The sequence below is a fragment of the Clostridium putrefaciens genome (assembly GCF_900461105.1).
Taxonomy (GTDB): domain Bacteria; phylum Bacillota; class Clostridia; order Clostridiales; family Clostridiaceae; genus Clostridium_L; species Clostridium_L putrefaciens.
Genome location: NZ_UFWZ01000001.1, coordinates 3063120 through 3086805 on the forward strand (window position 1 = coordinate 3063120; position 23686 = coordinate 3086805).

General features: G+C 32.1%; 21 protein-coding genes, 2 pseudogenes and 1 riboswitch. Of the genes and pseudogenes, 5 read left to right on the plus strand and 18 right to left on the minus strand.

Annotated features, from left to right (window positions below):
* The 4 genes and pseudogenes from lanM to DY168_RS14185 form a co-directional block, all read right to left on the minus strand.
* A pseudogene (lanM, locus tag DY168_RS14175) lies at positions 1 to 2931 on the minus strand (type 2 lanthipeptide synthetase LanM).
* 16 nt (positions 2932 to 2947) lie between these two features.
* Complete coding sequence (locus DY168_RS14765; protein ID WP_172556369.1) at positions 2948 to 3124, minus strand: class II lanthipeptide, LchA2/BrtA2 family; 177 nt, start codon at positions 3122 to 3124, stop codon at positions 2948 to 2950.
* Between the two features lie 30 nt (positions 3125 to 3154).
* Entirely contained in the window at positions 3155 to 3340 is a 186-nt protein-coding gene (locus tag DY168_RS14180; protein WP_115642317.1) for a plantaricin C family lantibiotic, read from the minus strand.
* Between the two features lie 634 nt (positions 3341 to 3974).
* Complete coding sequence (locus DY168_RS14185) at positions 3975 to 4724, minus strand: transposase (RefSeq protein WP_242984138.1); 750 nt, start codon at positions 4722 to 4724, stop codon at positions 3975 to 3977.
* Between the two features lie 29 nt (positions 4725 to 4753).
* On the opposite strand from DY168_RS14185, the pseudogene DY168_RS14190 reads away from it, so the two are divergent.
* Both DY168_RS14190 and DY168_RS15145 read left to right on the plus strand, forming a co-directional pair.
* A pseudogene (locus DY168_RS14190) lies at positions 4754 to 5440 on the plus strand (IS66 family transposase); the annotation flags it as partial.
* Between the two features lie 3 nt (positions 5441 to 5443).
* Entirely contained in the window at positions 5444 to 5614 is a 171-nt protein-coding gene (locus DY168_RS15145; RefSeq protein WP_242984177.1) for a hypothetical protein, read from the plus strand.
* 81 nt (positions 5615 to 5695) lie between these two features.
* On the opposite strand, the gene DY168_RS14195 is transcribed toward DY168_RS15145, so the two are convergent.
* The 9 genes from DY168_RS14195 to DY168_RS14235 form a co-directional block, all read right to left on the minus strand.
* The gene (locus DY168_RS14195; RefSeq protein ID WP_172556370.1) at positions 5696 to 6073 is read right to left on the minus strand and encodes a transposase; all 378 of its coding nucleotides are present in this window, start codon (positions 6071 to 6073) and stop codon (positions 5696 to 5698) included.
* A 131-nt stretch (positions 6074 to 6204) separates the two neighbouring features.
* Entirely contained in the window at positions 6205 to 6909 is a 705-nt protein-coding gene (locus DY168_RS14200) for an MIP/aquaporin family protein (protein WP_115642319.1), read from the minus strand.
* Positions 6910 to 6975: 66 nt separating this feature from the next.
* Positions 6976 to 8466 (minus strand): glycerol kinase GlpK, encoded by a 1491-nt coding sequence (gene glpK, locus DY168_RS14205; protein WP_115642320.1) that lies wholly within the window; start codon positions 8464 to 8466, stop codon positions 6976 to 6978.
* Positions 8467 to 8725: 259 nt separating this feature from the next.
* Positions 8726 to 9151: a Fe-S cluster assembly sulfur transfer protein SufU gene (gene sufU / locus DY168_RS14210; protein WP_115642321.1), complete on the minus strand. Its 426-nt coding sequence runs from the start codon at positions 9149 to 9151 to the stop codon at positions 8726 to 8728.
* Positions 9141 to 10388 carry a cysteine desulfurase gene (locus tag DY168_RS14215; protein ID WP_115642322.1) on the minus strand — a complete coding sequence of 416 codons (1248 nt, stop codon included), beginning with the start codon at positions 10386 to 10388 and terminating at the stop codon, positions 9141 to 9143. The genes sufU and DY168_RS14215 overlap by 11 nt, the downstream gene beginning before the upstream one ends.
* Positions 10381 to 11487, minus strand: a complete 1107-nt coding sequence (gene sufD / locus DY168_RS14220) for a Fe-S cluster assembly protein SufD (RefSeq protein WP_115642323.1) — start codon at positions 11485 to 11487, stop codon at positions 10381 to 10383. Before sufD ends, DY168_RS14215 begins: the two co-directional genes overlap by 8 nt.
* Positions 11488 to 11498: 11 nt before the next feature.
* Positions 11499 to 12905: a Fe-S cluster assembly protein SufB gene (gene sufB / locus DY168_RS14225; RefSeq protein WP_115642324.1), complete on the minus strand. Its 1407-nt coding sequence runs from the start codon at positions 12903 to 12905 to the stop codon at positions 11499 to 11501.
* A 16-nt stretch (positions 12906 to 12921) separates the two neighbouring features.
* Complete coding sequence (sufC, locus tag DY168_RS14230) at positions 12922 to 13674, minus strand: Fe-S cluster assembly ATPase SufC (RefSeq protein ID WP_172556371.1); 753 nt, start codon at positions 13672 to 13674, stop codon at positions 12922 to 12924.
* A 199-nt stretch (positions 13675 to 13873) separates the two neighbouring features.
* Positions 13874 to 14266, minus strand: a complete 393-nt coding sequence (locus tag DY168_RS14235) for a ribosomal maturation YjgA family protein (RefSeq protein ID WP_423237240.1) — start codon at positions 14264 to 14266, stop codon at positions 13874 to 13876.
* 448 nt (positions 14267 to 14714) lie between these two features.
* Positions 14715 to 14831, plus strand: a riboswitch (SAM riboswitch).
* A gap of 75 nt (positions 14832 to 14906) precedes the next feature.
* On the opposite strand from DY168_RS14235, the gene DY168_RS14240 reads away from it, so the two are divergent.
* From DY168_RS14240 to DY168_RS14250, 3 genes are read left to right on the plus strand one after another with little or no spacing between them, the layout of a single operon-like run.
* Complete coding sequence (locus tag DY168_RS14240) at positions 14907 to 15869, plus strand: methionine ABC transporter ATP-binding protein (RefSeq protein ID WP_115642326.1); 963 nt, start codon at positions 14907 to 14909, stop codon at positions 15867 to 15869.
* Positions 15869 to 16510 carry a methionine ABC transporter permease gene (locus DY168_RS14245; protein ID WP_115642327.1) on the plus strand — a complete coding sequence of 214 codons (642 nt, stop codon included), beginning with the start codon at positions 15869 to 15871 and terminating at the stop codon, positions 16508 to 16510. The genes DY168_RS14240 and DY168_RS14245 overlap by 1 nt, the downstream gene beginning before the upstream one ends.
* Positions 16511 to 16522: 12 nt before the next feature.
* Positions 16523 to 17323, plus strand: coding sequence for a MetQ/NlpA family ABC transporter substrate-binding protein (locus DY168_RS14250; RefSeq protein ID WP_115642328.1), 801 nt, complete (start codon positions 16523 to 16525; stop codon positions 17321 to 17323).
* 318 nt (positions 17324 to 17641) lie between these two features.
* Here the strand turns inward: DY168_RS14250 and DY168_RS14260 are convergent, their stop codons facing one another.
* The 5 genes from DY168_RS14260 to DY168_RS14280 form a co-directional block, all read right to left on the minus strand.
* Positions 17642 to 17833 carry a YitT family protein gene (locus DY168_RS14260; RefSeq protein ID WP_341458813.1) on the minus strand — a complete coding sequence of 64 codons (192 nt, stop codon included), beginning with the start codon at positions 17831 to 17833 and terminating at the stop codon, positions 17642 to 17644.
* Positions 17834 to 17966: 133 nt separating this feature from the next.
* Positions 17967 to 19301: a replicative DNA helicase gene (locus DY168_RS14265; protein WP_115642331.1), complete on the minus strand. Its 1335-nt coding sequence runs from the start codon at positions 19299 to 19301 to the stop codon at positions 17967 to 17969.
* Positions 19302 to 19368: 67 nt separating this feature from the next.
* Positions 19369 to 21288 carry a Lon family ATP-dependent protease gene (gene lonC, locus DY168_RS14270; protein ID WP_115642332.1) on the minus strand — a complete coding sequence of 640 codons (1920 nt, stop codon included), beginning with the start codon at positions 21286 to 21288 and terminating at the stop codon, positions 19369 to 19371.
* Between the two features lie 15 nt (positions 21289 to 21303).
* Entirely contained in the window at positions 21304 to 21747 is a 444-nt protein-coding gene (rplI, locus tag DY168_RS14275) for a 50S ribosomal protein L9 (RefSeq protein ID WP_115642333.1), read from the minus strand.
* A complete protein-coding gene (locus tag DY168_RS14280; protein ID WP_115642516.1) occupies positions 21744 to 23681 on the minus strand; it encodes a DHH family phosphoesterase in 1938 nt (645 codons plus the stop codon). The genes rplI and DY168_RS14280 overlap by 4 nt, the downstream gene beginning before the upstream one ends.
* Positions 23682 to 23686: the final 5 nt, after the last annotated feature.

A 23686-nucleotide genomic window follows, 5' to 3' on the forward strand; every position in this document is an offset into this window, starting at 1 on the left:
TTAATTACCTAGAGTTAGGGGGGAAGCTTTAATTGTCGGATCAAGAGATCGGCAAAGATGCAACAAAGCACCAGCTTTCCCAGCCATCAATCCGGGGCTTAACGGATAACGGCCTTTTCCATTTTTGAAGTAGTTAAAAATGTATTCCGGAGAACAAAAATTAGTATCCAGTTTGGATAGAATTTCAGATGTTTGATTTGGAAAAGATTGTCCCACATACTGAAGTGCTTCAACTATTCCTAAGCTGCCATGGCAGATAATTGGGATACAAGAAAGCGGAATTAGTTTAAGCTGATTTATTAAATTTATTACGGATTCCTGAGGTAGACAATTGGCTTTGTAAGCTTCATAATATGCTATTAGCAAACCCGATAAGCCATTACACCAAGAAGATGATACTTTATTGATGCCTCCACAGTATATCTGTATGAATCCATCATCATTAGTGTATTTATTCCTGATAATCGAATCAATCTCTAAAATTAGCTCCTCAATTTCTCTGGAAGTCTGTCTTTGAGCGATCGAGGCAAAAAACCACAGCATATGAGCAAATCCATGAGCCAATCCTGATGTTGTCTTAAAGTTATTAGAATTGATTTTTGTATATGCTAATGAAACACACTGATTAATGGCATCTTGGTCTAATATCCAATCCTTTTGTGTGCGATATCTCATAATGATTGAAGCGCTTGGTCCCATAATCATGTCAAAAAACTCTGTATCCTTCACTGTCAAAGGGTTAGGTAATAATGACCAAGAATTAACAGCCACTTCTCACCATCGTTTGTTCCCTGTTAAGTCGCTTGCTGCACATAATGCCCATAGTAATCCTGAAACACCAGAAAATGCGCCAATTCCTGACATAAGAACATTGCGAAGTTCAAATGTTTTTGATTCAAGTATTTGTACTGACCTTTCAAATACTTCGGAAGCTACTTCTATTGCCTTTTCATCGGATAAAACTCTACCTGCTGCCGCCAATGCAAGAGCAGACCCAACCCTACCAGCATACAGATCGTACCCTAAGACACCAGGTGTCCAACCTGAATTCCCAAAACGCACAACCGGTCCTATCCAGGTTTTCGGCAAATGATTATACCGGTCATCAAAAATTGACTCAATCAATGAGTTTGAAAACCACCTAATTATTTCTTTTAGATTAGAAGTCTGTGTGTTATTGAGTGTACTCAAATCTTCCATTTGAAAATTTTTAGATTCAACAGCACTCATTTCTTCAAAATCTAGCTTACCCTCAGCATGTGGATCTTCCAATTTGGCTAAGAAAGCTAGTCGTATTAACTCAATTTGTCTAGTCAAATCTCTTTCGATTAGGCGTTCCATCTTCGAAAGGAACTCTGATTTGGGGCTTAATGCAACTTTAGAGATAATTTTATCTTCGCTAAATAATTCCGTACTATCAAACCTTATGGAGAAATATGGTACATCTCCATTCCATAGCTGTCTACATTCGGATATAGTTATATTTGGATCACTTGATGTACCCAATATTCCAATACGCGTCAATAAAGCATGTGCAATATCTATGTTTTTTGAGGGTTCCGCATCAACTAAACATCTCAAAAGTTGTTCATATCTATATGTCATATTATGTATATATCGAAGTTTCACATTACGGAAGGATTCAAGCACTGCCTTGACAAACCTATCTTTTTGTCTAAACATTTGCTTAAATAAATCAGCAAAACCATCAACTATTTGGTCACATCTCGAATATACAAAAGACTCTAATTCCTTGTCTCTCGATAGCTTGTTATCAATGTTCTGCTTCTTCCATACGACTTTGATGTTTGAGGAAAAACCATCAATAATATTAAAAATCTTGAAAGGGATCTCACTGTTTTCATCACGGGTACCAGTGAAACCAACATCTACTGAGCCACTATTTGTTTTTGAGCTTAAGATTATTGGGAGTACGCCTGTACCGTAGACTGATGTTTCTAAAGCACGATAGGCGCTCTTTTTTGACTCGGGAATTCCCTTACGAACACGTGGGGGATGAAATAAAGTTTCAAGGTCTATGGGCAACGGACCTTCATTTGTCCATAATATATTGCTACAATGCATATCTGTAGCATTTAGAAAATACATTAAACACGCCAATCTACCAGCCTGAAACATATCGCACTCCTTATTTTCACTCTCAATAAATGACGTAAAGCCATAGTTGCCATAATCAATAACTCTTAGTGAGAGCATTTTGGGATGAATAAAACTGTTAAGTTCATGGACAAGATTTGCATACGCAAGCTCGCCCGAAACCGAACGTGGCTTTAAAACCACTTTTTTACCACATTCGAAGGTAATAATTGTTACAGCAGATCCATTGTTATGTGTGTCTCCATCTGCCTTCATCGAAACAATAAGGCTGGCATGCGATATGTCGAATTCCGCCTCTAATTCCGAACGATGTTCTTGCGTCAATCTTACAGCATCTTTGATTGCATTCATTTTATTCTTCAATAAATTGTTGCATCTTCCCCAAGCAACTGCATAAGTACTTGAGAATTCTCTAAACCCCGAACTCATTAACTCATGAGTATAGTACTTATAAATATCTCCTGGACTTCCATAATGCCCTGGTATTGTCTTAATGTGTTCAGCAAAACACCTTATTAAATATGAAAATGCTAGTTGCGAGAGAAGCTCGCAACTATCTTTTCTGAAGGCTTGTAAGTCAAGAATGTATTTGTTAAGCTCAGTATTCCAGACGCTATCCCATATATTTCTCGCAATTATCATGCAAGGATTGTGATATGGATACAATTCTTGATTTTCGTTGAGTTCTGCATTCTTTATATAGTCTGAACAATACACGGGTAAACAACTTACACTATCTAGAAGTGGGGTAATATATTCCTCAAAATCCGAATGCATAAGTTCAGGATAAAGTTTCTTCATGTATGTGATCATAATAATCCTCCACTTTCTAACAAGCTCTCGTGCAAACAGTTGATGGACATGTATTATTTGAAATATATGCACTTATTACTGAAAGGACGACAAGTGGAGTTCCGCCACCAGCAACTTCATCATTTGTCAGTTCAATCATATCTGATTCCAAATATTTCCCAAGTTCAAGTTCATTTTCATTATCCATTTTCATTTTTCTTACCTCCTAATATTCACTAATTGATTACTTACACCATGCCATGCATTCATGACTAATACTACACCAACCACCATCATTTCCCCAATAGTCGCTGAGGGAAAATGTATTTGTGGTACATGCACCAAATACATCATCATCGAATGATTGGTCTTGTACTTCTTCAAGCCAAGTGACTTGCTCTGCTTGTACTACATCTTGACTGTTCTTCATTTTATACCATCCACCTTTCATTTATATAATTTCTCGAAATCTTTAAGCCTTGTTTTTACTGGCTTCTAGATTTCTTTTTATAAACCCCCCCTTTTTACCAATAACACTTGATAAAGTATTCGAAAAATGCGGCGCTGCGCGCTCTTATTTATAATATATTTTTGGATAGGAGGAGATTCTATGCAACTTGTTAATACTGCTTGTCCCATCTCTTAAAACTTTGTTGTTACTAATCTTCGCAAATATTATCCGAATCCTAATGTGATCGCTCACCCTACTTGGGATATCATCGACCACTTCTGGAACCTTGATCTTTCTTATACCGATGCTCGGTTAAGAAACAAATATTGTTTTTATGGCTTTAAGCTAAAATTTCAATATAAAGAATAATCTAACAATATCATAACGCAACTTTACATAAATGTCAATTATTTTCATATGGTTTTTTTACAAATATCGGATACAGCCGCATAGCCATCAAGCTAAGAGAATTCTATAAAAATAAAGCCCCCCATTTGTAAAAATATTACAGTTTGAAAGATAATAAAAACACATCAATGGGGGGGAACTTACAAATGCAGGTTATTGAATAACTAATTTTTCCAGATATCCTATCTAGAAAATATCTTTTAAATTATACATTCCAAGGATATTTTCTAGTCTTTATTCCTTGCTGTTTTTTATTAAATTCATCTATTAAATATAATAATAAGACCCATTTGATGTAGCGTTCATATCGAATTTTACCATAAAGTCGTGGGTTTTCTAAGTTATATAATCCTTTTAAAACAGAAAATAATTGCTCTATTTTTAATCTGTTTTTATATAATCTTATTTCTATTGGGGATTGAATAAATAAAGCATTTTCATATCTAACATCAACAAATGACTCAATATTTTTAGATCTACGCATATTTACATCAGTTAATAAATTTATATCTATTTCATTAACAATGCCAAACCACTTTTTATCATCATAAGCGGCATCTGCAATTATTAAAAATGAATTATACGTTTTAGATTCATATAATAAATCCAAAACTTGATTATCATAAACATTAGCTGTTGTTAAATCAAAAACTAAAGGCATTATAATATCGGTAATTGTTGCAATACAGTGTAATTTATAACCTTTGTAGTAGCAAAGGCGAGTAACCTTGCCGTATTTAGCTTCGCTATCATATTTTGAACTTATTAAAGCAGTTCCATCTATTGCACATAATCTAGTTTCAGGATTGATAAGTTCAACAAACATAGCATAAATGCCATAATATATATGTTTTTCTAGACATTTAGCTCTTAATGAAAAAGTAGAATAATCTGGTAACTGCTTAAGATTTATTATAGATTGAAATACATAATCTTGTTTTATGATTGATTCCATATAAACGTGGTACCGAATTACTTTCCGATATGTTTGGCATAAATTTAAGCCAAGGCACAATGATTAATTTTAATGATTACTGCCATGAAAATTTGAAATCTGTTGAAGAAAATATAAAAAACTCAATAATTAATTCTCAAGGTGCTATACACTTTGATGAAACAGGAATATCTATAGATAAAAAGCGTCAATGGTTACATGTTGCTTCAAATAATAAATATACTTATTATGAAGCACATCAAGAACGTGGCAAAGAGGCTGTTGATGCTATAAATATTCTATCTAACTTTAATGGAACCGCAGTCCATGATTGCTGGAAAACATACCACCAATACTCTAATTGTGACCATGCTTTATGCAATGCTCATATATTAAGAGAATTAAATGGTAGATCTGAGTTAGAAAAACAAAAGTGGGCAGAACCAATGAAAAACCTATTAATATAAATAAAAAAAGAAGTAGATTTATCTTGGAATACAGCCAATGCTTTAACCTTAGATAAAATCGAAGCCTTTGAAAATAGATATGCTCAAATATTAGAAGATGGATTCAATGAAGATTATATTATAAATATAGAATCATACTCCGAAAAGAAAGCAAAGAAAAGCACTAGACTTAATTTATTAAATAGATTAAGCGGCTACAAAAATCAAATACTTGCTTTTATGTATGACTTTGATATACCTTTTGATAATAATCTTGCAGAACGTGATTTGCGAATGACTAAGGTTAAACAAAAAATCTCTGGTACATTTAGGAGTAAAGATGGTGCAAAAGCATTTACTAGAATTCGTGGATATGTATCCACTATTCGAAAGAATAGCTTAAATACTTTAACTTGTATAAAATCAGTGTTTACTTCAAATATCATTGATCCGACCTTAGTATAACTAATATATCTTTAAGGATATTAGTTGAGTTGATACCCTTATTTGTCATACCTAAAATTATACTTATTAAAAATTAAATTGCTACAGCTGAATAGTTACCTTGTATTCAACTTCACCTAGTTCTTGAAGTTTTGTGACAAATTGAGAAAATGGATTATCAATAATATTTATAAGTCTTTTTGTTCTAAACCTAGCTATGGTATTATGGCCCTGAATTAACCACATAAAGTTAATATCCCTTTGACATGCTTTCTCTATTTTTCTACTGGGATAAATATTGTTCATGTATGCATAAACTAATATTTTAAAAAGATTTTTAGGTAAAACTTCTTGATTTCTCCCTTTCTGAAAGTACGCCTTCATCAATATTGTGTAGTCTAATTCCTCCATTATTTGGCTTAGAAGTCTTACTGAATCATCTTCAGGAATTAAAATCCCTGTTTCTATTGGAAAAATCAATTGATAATTCTCGTAATTATTGTTATAACTTTTATGTGTTAATTTGTTTTTTTTCATAAGTAAATTATACACTAAAAAGGACTGTCTCAAACTTTTTATTTTGAGACAGCCCCTTTTAAACAGTAATAATATTAAAATATTATATTAAAGAAAAATGCTGCGATGATTCCTCCAATTATAGGTCCTACAACTGGTATCCAAGCATATCCCCAGTCTGAATCACCCTTACCTTTTATAGGTAATATCGCATGTGCTATACGTGGTCCAAGATCTCTTGCTGGGTTAATAGCATAACCTGTTGGCCCTCCTAATGATAATCCTGCAGCAAAAACTATAAGTCCAACAATTAAAGGTGCAAGTCCATCTACCATCTTAGTATTTGCGATTCCAAGTATAGCAAATACTAAAAAGAATGTTCCTATAATTTCAGTTACTAAGTTAGCTTTAGTGTTACGAACAGCTGGTCCTGTAGAGAATACCGCAAGCTTTCCAGCCTTATCATCAGTAATTTCCCAGTGTGGAAGGTAAGCAAGCCATACTAAAATTGCTCCAATAAACGCTCCAATTATTTGAGCTATTATATACATTGGAACCTCTGACCAAGCAAATTTCCCTATGGATGCAAGTCCAATAGTTACTGCTGGGTTAAAGTGTGCTCCGCTTGTAGGTCCAAATATATATACTGGGATAGCAACAGCTAATGCCCAGCCCGTTGCTATTACAATCCATCCTGAACTCTCACCTTTTGACTTTTTAAGCACAGTATTCGCAACAACCCCATCACCTAGTAAAATTAAGATCATAGTCCCCAATAATTCAGCCATAAATGTCGACATTTAAATATCCCCCTTTTAAGATTATTTATTTTGTCTTATGGAAAAATCCTTTTTAATTAAGTCTTATTATTTAACCCAATTCATTGATCTTTTAACAGCTTCATGCCATCCATCTAATAACTCCACTCTTTTCTCTTCTTCCATACAAGGAGTAAACGACTTTGATATAGCCCAGTTTCTAGCTATCTCTTCTTTATCTTTCCAGTAACCAACAGCAAGTCCTGCTAAATAAGCGGCCCCAAGAGCTGTGGTTTCTATTACCTCTGGTCTATCTACTTGTACATTTAAAATATCTGATTGGAATTGCATTAAGAAATCATTTCCACATGCTCCTCCATCTACCTTTAGAGCTTTAAGTTCTATTCCTGAATCTTCTTGCATTGCCTTTAATACATCATGAGTTTGATATGCTAAAGATTCTAATGTAGCTCTTACGAAATGCTCCTTTTTAGTAGCTCTTGTAAGTCCAACAACAGTTCCTCTTGCATAAGGATCCCAGTAAGGAGCTCCAAGTCCAACAAAAGCAGGTACTAAATATACACCATCAGTATCTTCTACCTCATTTGCATATTCCTCTGAATCTGCTGAAGTTTTTAACATTCTCATCTCATCTCTTAGCCATTGTATTGCTGCTCCAGCAACAAATATGCTTCCTTCTAATGCATATTCAACCTTATCATCTACTCCCCAGGCAATAGTTGTTAATAGACCGTTCTTAGACTCAACAGCCTTGTCCCCTGTATTCATAAGTAAGAAACAACCTGTTCCATAAGTATTCTTAGCAGTCCCTGGTTCATGACACATTTGTCCAAACAATGCTGCTTGTTGGTCTCCTGCTACACCTGCAATTGGTATCTCATGACCAAATAATACCTTATCTGTCTTTCCATAAACAAAACTTGATGGTTTTACTTCTGGAAGCATTTCTTTTGGTATATTAAATAATTCTAATAATTCTTCATCCCATTTTAATTCATGTATGTTAAATAATAATGTTCTAGAAGCATTTGAATAATCAGTAACATGTACCTTACCCTTAGTTAAGTTCCATATAAGCCAAGAATCTATAGTCCCAAATAATAAATGACCATTCTCTGCTTTCTCTCTAGCACCTTCTACATTTTCTAATATCCATCTTACCTTTGTTCCAGAGAAGTATGCATCCAACAATAGGCCTGTCTTCTCTTTAATCATTTTGTCATAACCTTGAACTTTCAATTCATCGCAATACTCAGCTGTTCTTCTGCATTGCCATACTATAGCATTATAAACAGGTATTCCTGTTCTCTTGTCCCATACAACAGTAGTTTCTCTTTGATTTGTAATACCTATAGATGATATATCTGTTGAATCTGCACCTATTTTAGCTATGGCTTCTATTGCCACTGAAAATTGTGAAGACCAAATTTCCATTGGATCATGTTCTACCCATCCGCCTTTAGGATAAATTTGTTTAAATTCCTTTTGAGCAGAACCTACTATAAGCCCCTTTTCATTAAAAAGTATACATCTTGAACTTGTTGTTCCTTGATCTAATGCCATTACATATTTGCCCATGTTACATCCACCCTTCCATCTTGTAAATAATGTAAAAAAATAAAAAGCCTACTAAAACAAAGGTTGTCTTTATTTTAAACGGCTCATATTCTCTGCCTTAAATATTTTGTTCTTCTTTATATTCTACTGTAAACCTTTGCAAATTTCAATAGTTTTCTATTCAGTTTTTAATATATTTAGATAACTTGTACTTTAAATTAATAAATCACCCTTTAGTATATCTTATTTAACTAAAGGGTGATTTATTACCTTATATCTTTTATTCATTTATAGATTCTTTAAGTGTATGCCAAGAAAGAACTGCACACTTAACCCTTGCTGGCATATTAGAAATGTTTTTAAAGGCTATCGCATCTTCTAATTCTTCAAGTTCATTATCATCTTTTATATCCTTTTTTATCATAGATAAGAACATATCTACTAGCTTTAAAGCTTCTTCCTTTTTCTTGCCCTTAATTAAATCTATCATTATAGATGTAGATGCCTGAGATATAGCACAACCATGACCTGTAAACGCAGCATCTTTTATTATATCTCCATTAAATTTTAACTCTAGGGATATCTCATCACCACAACTTGGGTTATGTCCAAGTTCTACATGGTCTGGATTTTCTATATGTCTTTTATTTTCTTTATTTTGATTATGTTCTGATATAAGTTCTGTATATAATTCATTAAGATCCATATCCTAACCACTTCCTTACACTTTTAATAGCTTCTATAAATATATCAATCTCTTCTCTTGTATTATAAAAATAAAAGCTAATCCTACAAGTAGAATTTAAACTCATATATTTCATAAAAGGCTGAGCACAATGATGCCCTGCTCTTATAGCTACTCCATGACTATCAAGTATGGTAGCTACATCATGTGGGTGCACATCTTTAACATTGAAAGATATTATTCCACCCCTATTAGCAGTATCTAATGGACCATATATATCTATATAGGGTATCTTTTTTAACTCCTGTAGAGCGTACATTGTTAGATCTTCCTCCACAGACTTAATAAAATCAAATCCAAGATCTTCTATGTAATCTATAGCTGCACTAAGTCCTGCTGCTCCTTCTACATTTTGAGTTCCTGCTTCAAATTTATAAGGAAGCTCTGCAAAGCTAGTTTCTGCTTCAGATACATATTCTATCATATCTCCTCCAAATAAAAACGGAGGCATCTTTTGTAAGATTTCTTCTTTACCATACAAAACACCTATACCCATAGGTCCTAGCATCTTATGTCCTGAGAACACCAAAAAGTCAGCATCAATCTTTTGAACATCAACCCCCATGTGAGGTACGCTTTGAGCTCCATCCACTATAGCTATAGCCCCAACATCATGAGCCTTTTCTATTATATATTCTATATCATTTATTACACCTAGGCTATTATTCATATGCGCTATAGAAACTATCTTTGTATTCTTATTTAACGCTTCTTCTAACTTTTCTTTTTCAATTCTTCCTTCATCATTCACATAAACATATTTAAGCTTTAATGACTTTATCTTTGCTATTTGCTGCCAGGGTATTAAATTACTGTGATGCTCAGCAATAGATATAAGAATTTCATCTCCCTCTTCTAAAAAGTTCAACCCATAAGAATTAGCCAATAAATTTAAAGCTTCAGTACTATTTTTAGTAAATATAACCTCTGATGTACTTTTAGCATTAATAAACTTTCTTACCTTTTCTCTTGCCCCTTCATATATATCAGTAGACTTTATACTAAGTGCATGAGCCCCCCTATGAGGGTTTGCATTTGAGCCTTCATAATAATCCTTTACTGCTTTAACTACTACATTTGGTCTTTGAGTTGTTGCTCCATTATCTAAATATACAAGTTGATGCCCATTTACATCTTTCGATAAAATGGGAAAGTCTTCTCTTATTTTTTCAATCTTCAAAAAATTAATATTATTCATTAATTAACCTTCCTTGAATCTTTTCTTCAATTTGTCTTCTTATATCTTCAACTGGAACCTCATCTATTATATGTTTAAAAGAGCCTTGAACTATTAAAAGTTTTGCTTCCTTTTCAGAAAACCCTCTACTCATAAGATAAAAGAGTTTATCTGAATCAACCTTGCCAGCACTAGCTGCATGAGCACCTTGAACATCATCTTCATCACATAAAAGTAAAGGTATGGCATAAGATTTTACTGTAGGATCTAGAAGTAATGCAATATCCTCTTCAGAACCTTTTGACCTAGATGATCCCTTTTTAAAATCTAAAGTTCCTCTAAATGTCTTCTTACCATTGTCTTTTAGGACTCCTCTTGTTTCTATGTTGCTATTTGTCCATCTACCAATATGATTCATCTTATAGCTAAGATCTACTATCCTATCTTGATCTACTAGATATATAGACTTTAAATCTGATTTACTTGTATCTTCCTGAAGATCATTAACATAATTTGTTACACTAACCTTACCTCCAAGTTCTACAGATACATAATTTATTTCAGCTCCATAACTTATAAATCCAACATTAGAATCAAAATGGTGTGACTTATCATTCATTGATTGAACTTTTATAAGATTTACCTTTGATCCCTTTTTTGCATATATTTTGGTTATACCATTGTGAAGTGCCTGAACTTCTCCTTCAGTCTTGTACTCCATCACCACGGTTATTTCACTATTTTCTTCTGCAACTATAATATTGTTATCTAGTACTGCAAAGTTATCTTCATCCATTATATATTCTATTCTAATTGGATCTTTATAAACTTCACTTTTAGGTGCATGAATGGAAACACCTGTATTTGAATACTTTTTAGCTATCTTTATTACTTCTTCTGATACTCCGTATTCTGTACCCTTTTCTTCGCTTTGATTAAAGTCCGATACTTCAACCTCATCTTTTATTAAAATGTTACCATGAGAAGAAGTTTTTAAAATCCTTTTATCATACCTTTTTATCTCTGGTATATTGAGTTCACTAAGATTTAATTCATTAACTTTAAGCCATCTCCAAGTTATAACTGGTAATCTATTCATTTCATTAACTTTCATTAACATCTTCTCATCCCCTATCCTATAACCCCTTCTAATTCTAATTTTATAAGGTTATTCATTTCTACTGCATACTCTAGTGGTAATTCTTTTGCTATAGGTTCAACAAACCCTCTAACTATCATGGCCTTTGCCTCTTCTTCACTAAGACCTCTGCTCATTAGATAAAATATAGCCTCATCACTTATTCTACCAATCTTAGCCTCATGTCCTAGATCTACTTCATCATTCATTATATCTATTACAGGTATAGTATCTGATGCCGATATATTATCTAACATCAAGGACTCACAAGATACTGTAGACTTAGAGTGATGAGCATTTTTTGTTACTTTTACTGCCCCTCTATATATAGCAATTCCTCCATCTTTTGATATAGACTTAGAATTTATATTAGAAGAAGTATATGGTGCTGCGTGCACTACTTTACATCCAGTATCTAAGTGTTGATCTCTTCCAGCAAATGTTATGCCTGTAAATTCACATTTAGCTCTTTCACCTTTTAAAACACTCATAGGATATAGCATAGATACTTTTGATCCAAAGGATCCAGATATCCATTCTATAGTACCATCTTTTTCTACTATGGCTCTTTTAGTATTTAAGTTATACATATTCCTTGACCAATTTTCAATAGTACTATATCTAAGTGTAGCCCCTTCCTTTACAAAAAGTTCTACACACCCCGCATGAAGATTGTTAACAGAATACTTTGGTGCGGAACAGCCTTCTATAAAATGAAGTTTTGCTCCCTTTTCAACTATTATTAATGTATGTTCAAATTGCCCTGCTCCAGGAGCATTAAGTCTAAAGTAAGATTGAAGTGGTATATCTACTTCAACTCCTTCTGGAACGTATACAAAGGATCCACCAGACCAGACAGCTCCATGAAGTGCTGCAAACTTATGATCATTTGGAGGTACACATTTCATAAAGTACTCTCTAACTATATCTTCGTAGTCCTTAACTGCACTTTCCATATCCGTATATACTACACCTTGTTTTACAAGATCTTCTTTTATACTATGATATACAACCTCTGAGTCATATTGTGCTCCTACCCCAGCTAAAGATTCCTTTTCAGCAGCTGGTATTCCTAATAAGTCGAAGGTCTTTTTTATATCTTCTGGAATCTCACTCCAATCTGATTTCATATCTGTATCTGGCTTTATATAGGTAATAATATTATCTATATCTAAGCCGCTTAAATCCGGACCCCAAGTAGGAACCTTTAATTGATTATAAATTTCTAAAGATCTTAGTCTAAAATCTGTCATCCATTGTGGCTCATTTTTTTCCTTTGACATATCTTTTATAATATCTGATGTTAAACCACTTTTAGATTTATAGCTATATCTAACTTCGTTTTTAACATCATATATACCTCTATCTACATCTTCTACATAAGTTTTCTTTCTATCCATTTATTATCTCACCATCCTACACAACTACATGGTCTTTATAAGATTCATAACCATTAGTTTCTATATCTCTAGCTAAGCTCATATCTCCAGTTTTTACTATCTTTCCATTAACTAAAATGTGAACAAAATCTGGATTTAAATAATCGAGTATCTTATTATGATGAGTTATAACTATTATTGACCTATCCTCACTTTTAAGATTATTTACTCCCTCTGCTACTACCTTTATAGCATCAACATCAAGGCCAGAATCTGTTTCATCTAATATTGCAAGTTTAGGCTCTAAAATTGACATTTGAAGTATCTCATTTTTCTTCTTTTCACCACCAGAGAATCCTACATTTAGGTATCTGCTAGCATAATCTTCTCCAATTTCTAAAAGTTCCATCTTTTCTTTAAGTGCTTTTCTAAAACTCATCATCTTTAACGGTGCTCCTGTTATAGCAGCCTTAGATGTTCTTAGAAAGTTTTGTACAGTAACTCCAGGTATCTCTTCTGGATGCTGAAAGGATAAAAACAAGCCCTTTTTAGCTCTTTCATTTGTCTTTAGATCATTTATATTTTCCCCGTCTAATATTATATCTCCCTTTGTCACAGTATATTTAGGGTGGTTCATCAAAGTATATGCAAGCGTCGATTTCCCTGCACCATTTGGTCCCATAATAACGTGAACTTCTCCTTTATTTACAGTTAGGTTAACACCCTTTAATATCTCTTTATCATCCACTGAAGCATGAAGGTCTTTTATATCCAAAAGTCTTTCTGTCACTATTTTCATCTCCTTATTAACATTCTAAATATCATAAGTTAATCCAGTAAGTTACTATGATATTATATGTTTATATCATACTACTTTGGTCGGGATTAGTCAAAGTAATTTTCCCTTATATATGTTAAATATATTACATGCTTTTCTTTATATAAATTAAAATAAAGACCCATCAATAACCTTATAGTATACATGGGTCTTATTTAGTTATAATAAGACCTTTTTCAATTAAAACCCCTATTATAATTCCAAGACTATAACAAATTAGATCGCTCCACAAAAACCCAAAGCCTAAAATTAGTCCGCCTATTACAGTTGATCTTATGCTATCTATAAAAGCCGAGTGATATAACTGACTAAATTCTATAAAAAAGCAAAATATTAAGGAAGAGATAGCAACAATATCAGTATTTAAGTTATTACATAAAAACCCAATTACCAAAAATATCATCAATCCCCAAAGAGTATCCCCTAAATAGCTAGCAATAAATCTTGGAAGTATATATCCAAATTTTCTTGAACCTATACCAAGTAAAACTACAATTATAATTAAGATTCCATAGTTAACTCTATTACGCTTATTCATTTTCATATTTAAATATCCCCTTATTTTATACTATATATTGTTCATATTAACATATACTTTTAAATATCTAATCTTCTTTCTTATAGAAACTATCTTAACTAACGTGTCAAAAGTATCTTTTAGAAAAACAGATGAAAATATAAAAAAACGTAGAATTGGAATATTAATTTCCTCTACGTCTTTCTAATATATTTATAACTTACTTTATCATTAAAATCATATAAACTAATTATATCATCACTCCTGAGGCATACTTAATTCTTCTATAAATTTTATTAGTTTATCTAGGTTATCTGTTTCATATCGCTTTTCATTTTACTTTCTGTAATTATATCTATTCAACAATGAGCCATCGGATAAATCAATCAATACTTTTTAAAACTATTTTATAAATTTCCTTGACTATGTAACTCGTAGGATATATAATTAATTTTAAAATTTAATAGATTTTAATATCTTATCGCGAGCGGCGGAGGGACTGGCCCTTTGATGCCCAGCAACCAGTATTCATAATCTAAATTATGAATAACAAGGTGCTAAATCCTGCAGTTTAATTACTGAGAGATAAGAGAATGAGCGTGGTTTCAGATGCCAGAGTTTATTCTCTGGTATTTTTTTATATATAAATATAGATGGGGTGGTAATTTTGATTGAAATAACAAATTTAAAAAAGTCTTATGAAGGATTAGTTGTACTAGAAGACATAAACTTATCCATAAAAAAGGGCGATATATTTGGAATAATAGGTTATAGCGGTGCTGGAAAATCAACACTATTAAGGTGTATAAATGGCCTTGAAAGCTATGAATCTGGAAGTATTAAGGTAGATGATAAATATATAGAAACGCTAAATTATAAAGACCTTAGAATTGCTAGAAAAGACTTAGGTATGATATTCCAAAACTTTAATCTATTAAGCAGAAAGACAGTTTATGAAAATATAGCACTTCCTTTAGAAACTTGGGGCTATAGCAAAGATTTAATAAATAAAAGAGTCTATGAATTATTAGATCTAGTTTCATTAACTAATAAAGCTCACGTTAAACCCTCTAAGTTAAGTGGTGGTCAAAAACAAAGAATAGCTATAGCAAGAGCCCTTGCATTAGAGCCTAAAATACTTCTTTGTGATGAGGCTACTTCAGCTTTAGACCCTAAAACTACAAAAGATATCTTATCCCTACTAAACAAATTAAATAAGGATCTTGGTATAACCATAGCTATAGTGACTCACCAAATGGAGGTTATAAAAGAAATTTGCAATAGTGTTGCGCTTATTGATAGTGGAAAGCTTTTATATAACGGAAGTGTAGAAGATCTATTTTTAAAACCTGATAGTAGCTTAAATACCTTTATTGGTGATGAGGATTTGCCTATAAAACTTCAAGGTATAAATATTAAGCTGTTTTTCCCAAAAGAATCTAGTAGTAAGTCCATTATAACTTCTATGGCTAGAGATTTAGATAAAGATTTTTCTATAATTGAAGGTAAGGTTGAAAGATTTAGAGACTCACTTCTTGGAACCCTTACTATTAATATAAACGATGATGATAAAGATATAATACTAAAATATCTAGACAAAAATAATATATCCTGGGAGGTGAGAAATTGATGATTCAAAACATTATACTACCTGCGCTTTTAGACACCTTATATATGGTGATGTCTTCTACAATCCTTGCTGTAACTTTAGGATTTATCCTAGCTATAATACTGGTTGTCACATCACCTAAAGGGTTAAAACCAAATAAATTACTTTATAGCATTTTAGATTTTATTATAAATATCTTAAGATCTATGCCATTTTTAATATTAATGATATCTATAGCACCCTTCACTAAATTTATAGTGGGAAAAAGTATTGGTACAAATGCTGCTATAGTCCCACTAACCATCGGTGCAATGCCCTTTGCTGCAAGGGTTATTGAATCTTCTTTAAACGAAGTAGATTATGGAATAATTGAAGCTGCAAAATCTTTTGGCTCCAGCAATATGCAAATTATATTTAAGGTCATGGTAAAAGAAGCTTTACCTTCCATCGTATCTGGTATAACACTTACGGTTATTAATGTTATAGGATACTCAGCTATGGCTGGTTCCATTGGCGCTGGTGGCCTTGGCGATGTAGCCGTACGATATGGCTACCACAGATTTAAAGCTTCCGTGATGGTTATAACTGTAATCATTTTAATAATATTAGTTCAATTAATCCAAGCACTTGGAAACATATTATATAAAAGATTAATTACATAGGAGGAATATACAATGAAAAAGCTAACCATTTTATTAACTTCATTATTATTAGTACCTTCAATATTCATAGGTTGTTCAAGCAATTCTAAACAAAGTAATAAGAACACCATAAAGGTTGGTGCAAGCCCTGTACCTCATAGTGAAATATTAGAAGAAGCTAAAATACTACTTGAAAAAGAAGGTTATAATTTAAAGATAGTAGAATTTACAGATTATGTTACCCCAAATACAGCACTTGCAGAAAAAGAAATAGATGCAAACTTCTTTCAACACTCTGCATACCTTGAAAAGTTTAATAAAGAAAGAGGTACTGATTTAACCTTTACATCAAAAATCCATCTTGAACCTCTTGGCATATACTCTAAAAAAATAAAAGATATATCTCTCATAAAAGATGGTGCGGATATAGCTATTCCAAATGATCCAACTAATAGTTCAAGAGCTTTAAAGTTACTTGAGTCTAAATCATTAATAAAAATAAAGGATGTAGAGCTTGCTACTATAAATGATATAATAGAAAATCCAAAAAATTTAAAATTACAGGAATTAGAAGCCCCTCAATTACCAAGGGTTCTTGATGATGTTACTATTGCTGTAATAAACACAAATTATGCTCTTGAGGCAAACCTTAATCCACTAACCGATGCCTTAGCTATTGAATCTAAAGAATCTCCTTATGCTAACATTTTAGCAGTAAGAGAAGACAATAAAGATTCTGAAGCTATAAAAGCCCTAAGTAAGGTACTAACTTCACCTGAAATAAAAAGGTTTATAGAAGATAAATATAAAGGGTCTATAATTCCTACATTCTAGATAACCTGATTTATAGAATTAAACTGGAGGTGTAAAACTTATGAAAAAAGATGTATTATTGATTAAACTTATAAGCTCAATATTGTATTTAATTCTTTCTATAATTTTATTTACTGTTTTTATTTTATATAAAAAAAATTATAATTTAATAATTCTATACTGTGGATTTATAGTATTAGGGTCTTATTTTACTTATAAATACTCTAAACTTTTAAAAGATAGATAATTATACTAATAACATAAATAACCTTTCTAAAACTAATATATCTTCTAAATATTAATATAAAATTAAAGGAGGGAATATTCCCTCCTTTAATTTTAAAAAGTCTTAAATCCATCTCCTAATGTCTCAAAAACATCTGTTACACTAACAAAGGCCTTTGGATCAGTTGTCTTTATAAAATTCTTTATTTTAATAAATTCTCTATTATCCACTATAGTACAAACAACTTGCATATCGCTATTTGAATAACTTCCCCTTGCATAATATGTATTAAAGTAAATGTTTATTTAATATAACCATTGAAAAGTTGAATATTAAATCAATATTTTATTACATTATGATTATAAACCAGGTTTAATTAAAATTGCTTTATTATTATAAGTTGTAATAATAAAAAAGCGAGGACACCCTCGCCTTTAGTTATTCTTGATGTATTATATCTAATCTTCCAAACTTACTGTATTGTCCAAGCCACGCTAATTTAACCGTTCCAACTGGACCATTTCTCTGCTTAGATATTATGCATTCTGCAATATTCTTTTCTTCTGTTTCCTTATTATAGTATTCATCTCTATAAAGAAACATAACAATATCAGCATCCTGCTCTATAGAACCTGACTCTCTAAGGTCTGAGAGCATTGGTCTATGATCCGCTCTTTGCTCTGGAGCACGAGACAACTGAGAAAGTGCTATTATAGGACACTTCATCTCTTTTGCTAATGCCTTTATAGACCTTGATATTTCTGAAACTTCTTGCTGTCTACTTTCACTTCCTGATCCAGCCATAAGCTGTAAATAGTCTATAACTATCATATCTATTCCATGTTCTATCTTTATTCGTCTACATTTAGATCTCATTTCCATTACAGTTATACCTGGTGTATCATCTATATATATCTTAGATGCAGCTAATGGACCTGAAGCCCTAGCTATGTTTTCCCAGTCTTGATCTTCAAGATTTCCTGTCCTAAGTTTTAGCATATCTACATTAGCTTCAGCACATAAAAGCTTATAGCCTAACTGCTCTTTAGACATTTCAAGGGAAAATATAACAACGCTTTTATTTGCTCTTAATGAAGCATATTGAGCTATATTTAATGCAAATGTTGTTTTACCCATAGAAGGTCTAGCTGCAACAAGAACCATATCACCACTTTGAAATCCCGAGGTTTTACTATCTAATTCAGGAAATCCTGTAGGTACTCCTGTGATATCTCCCTTATTGTTAAATAGCCTTTCTATTTCTAGAAATCCTCTTTCTAAAACTGAGCTTATAGATTCAAAATCACTAGTAGTTCTTTTTTCTGCTATATCAAATATCTTTTTCTCTGCAAAGTCTAGTACCTCTTCTACATTATCTTGTTTATTGTAGCTATTTTCTATAATTTCTGTAGAAGACCTTATTAGCTTTCTTAACATAGACTTATCTTCTACAATCTTTATATAAGATTGTAGATTAGCAGTAGAAGGAACAGAATTACTTATTTGTGCTATGTATGTTATACCTCCAGAGTTTTCAAGCTTTTCTATAGACCTTAAGTGTTCTATTAAGGTTATCATATCTACTGGTGCATCCTTTTGATAAAGCTCTAATATAGCTTGAAATATAACCTTATGCGCATCCCTATAAAAATCCTCACTTCTAAGAACTTCTACTGCTTGAGCTATGGATGTTTTATCTATTATCATTGATCCTAAAACTGATTGCTCCGCTTCCGTATTTTGAGGTAAGCTTTTCATTATGGGTCCTTCCATCCATATCCCTCCTGTTTAAAATGTAATATAGACTCCATCTTCAGTAAAGAGGAGCCTTATTACTCTATTATTTAAATACTATTTCTAAAACATCTTCTATTGTATCTACTGATTTAACTTCTATATCAGTTAGTCCTGAAGGTATCTCTTTTTCATTATCCTTTGGTACTAATACAAGGGTTACACCCTTTCTTCTAGCCCCATATATCTTTTCAAATATTCCTCCTACAGGTTTTACTTTACCTCTAATAGATATTTCACCTGTAAGGGCTATATCTTGTCTTAACGGCTTTTCTAATAGTGCACTAATTATACAAGCTGTTATAGCTGCTCCTGCTGAAGGCCCATCAATCTTTCCTCCACCTATTACATTTACATGTACATCATAATCTTTAATATCTTTGTCTGTAACTTTTCTTATTACAGCCGCGGCATTAAATACAGAGTCCTTAGCCATACTACCTGCAGTATCATTAAACCTTACTCTTCCCTTGCCCTTTTCTGTAGCTTTTAAGACAGATGCTTCTATTTCAATAGTAGAACCTATAAAACCACTTACACCTAGACCATATATATGTCCAATTTCATATTTCCCTCTATTATCTTCTAATGTATCATAAGGAGTAAATCTACTTATTGCTATTACCTCTTCAACATCTTTTTTAGTTATATATATATCATCTTTATTTTGTTTTTCTCCATAAAGTATATACCCATAACAATCGGATAACATGTTTACAGCTTTTCTTCCTTCTATTGTGTACCTACTAATTAGTTCTGAAACTCCGTCTTCTAATTTAACCTTAAGTTTATCTGCTGCATTTTCCACTATCTTTTCTATATCCTTTGAAGCTAGTGGTTCAAAGTAAACTTCAGTACATCTAGATCTTAAAGCAGGATTTAAATCCCTAGGTTCTTTAGTTGTAGCTCCTATTAAAACAAAATCTGCCGGTGCACCCTTTTCAAAAAGATACTTTATATACTTAGGTGTATTCTCATCATCTGGATCATAATATGAAGATGAAAACTCTACTCTTTTATCTTCTAGTACCTTTAAAAGTTTATTTTGAAGTATGGAATCAAGTTCCCCAATCTCATCTATAAACAAAACTCCACCATGAGCATCTGTAACAAGGCCTGGCTTTGGTTCTGGTATACCAACTTCAGCTAAATCCCTTTTACTACCCTGGTATATAGGATCATGTACTGATCCTAAAAGTGGATTAGTTATTTCTCTTGGATCCCATCTTAAAGTTGTACCGTCTACTTCTATAAACTTACCATCATTTGCAAATGGAGTAAGCTGAAGTTTCTTCGCCTCTTCTAATGCAAGTCTAGCTGCTGTAGTTTTACCAACCCCTGGAGGTCCATAAAGTATTATATGTTGAGGATAAGGAGATGATATCTTTGATAATAATGATTTTATAGCCCTTTCTTGTCCGATGATTTCATCAAAACCTTCTGGTCTTAAAAATGTCTGTAGGCTTTTGCCTAACTTTCTAGAATCTAAAGCCTCTAGGTCAGAATACTTTTTAAGGGTCTTAGTATTTTCTGGTCCCTTTTGCTTTCTTATTATTCCAAGTCTCATATCATCAATATACTTATCTTGTCTTTCCCTTAAAGCATCTTCTACCTGCTCTTCTATTTTGTTTTGTATATACTTTCTTGCTAGATTTTCAGACATCCACTTATTTGTGTCTTCCATAACTTCATCTATTTCTTTTTCGCTTGGTATAGAAATAGCTATACCTTTACCATCGCTTACTATCTTATTTAAAGCATAGGCCCTTTTATATAAATCATCACTTTTTACATGCTTTTGTAATTTAAACTTTATGGTTCTAGCTCTTACTGCACCTTCATCTAAAACATTATTTAAAACTTCAAAAGATACATTTATTTGTGATTCTAAATCTATTTTATCATTTAAGATTTCTTCTATCTTTTCTATTTCTTCTATCTCTGATAACGCCTTTTCTGAATTCAATATATATCCTCCTCGTTACTCTGCGGCAATAACAACTTTCATTTTTGTAGATATCTCAGGGTAAAGTTTTACCTCTACTTCGTAAGTTCCAACTTGTTTTAATGTTTCCATAACTAGCTTTTTCTTATCTATATCTATTTTATATTGCTGCTTAATAAGCTTTGCTACATCTTTGTTTGTTATAGCTCCAAATAATCTTCCACTTTCACCTGTTTTAGCTGCTATCTTTATCTCTTTTCCTTTTAATCCATTTGCAAGCTTTTGAGCTTCTTCTACTTCAGCAGACTTTTTCTTTCTCTCATTTTCATTCTTTGTGTTTAATATATGCAAGTTTCCACTAGTTGCCTCTTCAGCAAGTTTATTTCTAAATAGAAAATTCCTTGCATATCCATCAGCTGCGTTTACAGCTTCTCCCTTTTTCCCAAGACCTTTAACATCTGATAATAATATTACCTTCATTTTTTGTCACCTTCCTTTAAGTATTTGCTTATAGAACCTTTTAACTTTCCTACTGCTTCATCTAAAGATGAATCATTAACTTTAGCTCCTGCCATAGTCATATGTCCACCACCACCAAGAGATTCTAATATAACCTGTACGTTTAAATCTCCAAAAGACCTACCACTTATATTAACATCATTATCTATTTTAACAAGAACAAAGGATGCCTTAATACCTGTAATATTTAGTAGTTCGTCTGATGCTTGTGCTGCTATTATGGTATCTTGTATACTTGGTGGACAAGTAGCAATTGCAATATCATTTTCAACTACTACAGATTTTATTATTTCAGCCTTCTTTAAATAAGAAGATAAATCGTGACCAAACATCTTCTTTACATCAATGGTGTCTGCGCCTGATCTTCTTAAAAACGAAGCTGCTTCAAAAGTTCTAACCCCTGTCTTAAAATAAAAATTCTTAGTATCTAAACATATTCCTGCTAGAAGTGCTTCTGCTTCAATTTGAGTAAGCTTTGGTTTATCTAACATATATTGTATCATTTCTGTAACTAATTCTGAAGTTGATGAAGCGTATGTTTCTATATAAGTTATAATAGAATCTTCTATAATATCAGGATTTCTTCTATGGTGATCTATTATCATTCTCTTTTTAATTGAGTTTACTATTTCAGGATTTTGTACATAGCTGATACTGTGGACATCTACTAAAATTAAAAGACTATTTTCATCAATCTTAGGCATACTATCCTTTGCTGTTAAAAATAAATCATCATATTCCTTATGCTTACTTAGTTTATCTAAAATATATTTTATATTATTATTACCATCTTCTAAAACTATATAGCACTCTTTATTTTTCTTCTTTATAGCACTACTTAGGCCTACAGCTGCACCTAAACAATCCATATCAGGATTTCGATGACCCATTATAAATATATTACTACTCTCGCTAATTAGATTGTTTAATGAATGTGCTATAACTCTTGCTCTAACTTTAGTACGCTTTTCAACTTCTTTAGTATTCCCACCATAAAATGAAAGCTTTTCTCCATTTTTTATAACAACCTGATCTCCACCTCTTCCAAGGGCAAGCTCCTTGGCCTTATTAGCATAGTTATGATTTTCTAAAGGATTCTTACCACCCCTACCAACTCCAACACTAAGAGTAACTGCTAGTTTATTTCCAAGATTTATTTCTCTAATTATATCTAAAATTTCAAACTTACGTCTCATATCTGCTTCTACATAAAGACTTTGAACAGATAAGACATATTTATTCGAAGAATATTTTCGTATCATAGCATTAATATTTTGAGCATAGCTATTTATAGCTCTTTCTATTTCAGCTGCAAGTAAAGGCCTCATATCTTCCTCTGTACTTTTCATAACCTCATCTAAGTTGTCTACTTCGATTAACATTATATTTTCTTTAGCTTCTATATTCTTTTTACTAGTAGTTATATCATAAAAATATAATATTCTTAAAGAATGATCTACATAATTTTTATCTGGTGTTTTAACAATGCTTGTGTGAACATCATAATAACCATCACCAACTTTTACATTATTATAGACTATCTTATCCGACTCTGGGTTTTCTTCTGTATCAAACTCTTCAATTAAATGATTTATATTTTTACTTAGTACCTCTTCTCCCTTTAGTATATCTGAAAACCTATTATTATACCATGATATATTACCTTGTTCTCCTACTATCAGTAATGGAAATGGAAGATTTATCAACATGTTTTTAGTAGCTTCATCTAAGTTTTCAGAAAAGTCTTCTAAAAACTCCTTCCAATTATTATTCTTTTCTCTTAAATTATTATAATTATAATATATAAGACAAAGGTAGATTAAACAAAATAAAATTCCTTCTATAAAATGGCCCTTTATAAATAATAAGGATATAAGTATTCCTATAATACTCATATAAA

Coding starts and splice junctions, on each gene's coding strand:
- DY168_RS14280 (WP_115642516.1), bottom strand. CDS start 23,681: ATGAGTATTATAGGAATACTTATATCCTTATTATTTATAAAGGGCCAT.
- DY168_RS14185 (WP_242984138.1), bottom strand. CDS start 4,724: ATGGAATCAATCATAAAACAAGATTATGTATTTCAATCTATAATAAAT.
- DY168_RS14265 (WP_115642331.1), bottom strand. CDS start 19,301: ATGGAAGGACCCATAATGAAAAGCTTACCTCAAAATACGGAAGCGGAG.
- sufD (WP_115642323.1), bottom strand. CDS start 11,487: ATGTTAATGAAAGTTAATGAAATGAATAGATTACCAGTTATAACTTGG.
- DY168_RS14765 (WP_172556369.1), bottom strand. CDS start 3,124: ATGAAAATGGATAATGAAAATGAACTTGAACTTGGGAAATATTTGGAA.
- DY168_RS14250 (WP_115642328.1), top strand. CDS start 16,523: ATGAAAAAGCTAACCATTTTATTAACTTCATTATTATTAGTACCTTCA.
- DY168_RS14215 (WP_115642322.1), bottom strand. CDS start 10,388: ATGAATAATATTAATTTTTTGAAGATTGAAAAAATAAGAGAAGACTTT.
- DY168_RS14180 (WP_115642317.1), bottom strand. CDS start 3,340: ATGAAGAACAGTCAAGATGTAGTACAAGCAGAGCAAGTCACTTGGCTT.
- DY168_RS14235 (WP_423237240.1), bottom strand. CDS start 14,266: ATGAAAATGAATAAGCGTAATAGAGTTAACTATGGAATCTTAATTATA.
- sufU (WP_115642321.1), bottom strand. CDS start 9,151: ATGGATCTTAATGAATTATATACAGAACTTATATCAGAACATAATCAA.
- DY168_RS14200 (WP_115642319.1), bottom strand. CDS start 6,909: ATGTCGACATTTATGGCTGAATTATTGGGGACTATGATCTTAATTTTA.
- rplI (WP_115642333.1), bottom strand. CDS start 21,747: ATGAAGGTAATATTATTATCAGATGTTAAAGGTCTTGGGAAAAAGGGA.
- DY168_RS14245 (WP_115642327.1), top strand. CDS start 15,869: ATGATTCAAAACATTATACTACCTGCGCTTTTAGACACCTTATATATG.
- glpK (WP_115642320.1), bottom strand. CDS start 8,466: ATGGGCAAATATGTAATGGCATTAGATCAAGGAACAACAAGTTCAAGA.
- DY168_RS15145 (WP_242984177.1), top strand. CDS start 5,444: ATGACTAAGGTTAAACAAAAAATCTCTGGTACATTTAGGAGTAAAGAT.
- sufB (WP_115642324.1), bottom strand. CDS start 12,905: ATGGATAGAAAGAAAACTTATGTAGAAGATGTAGATAGAGGTATATAT.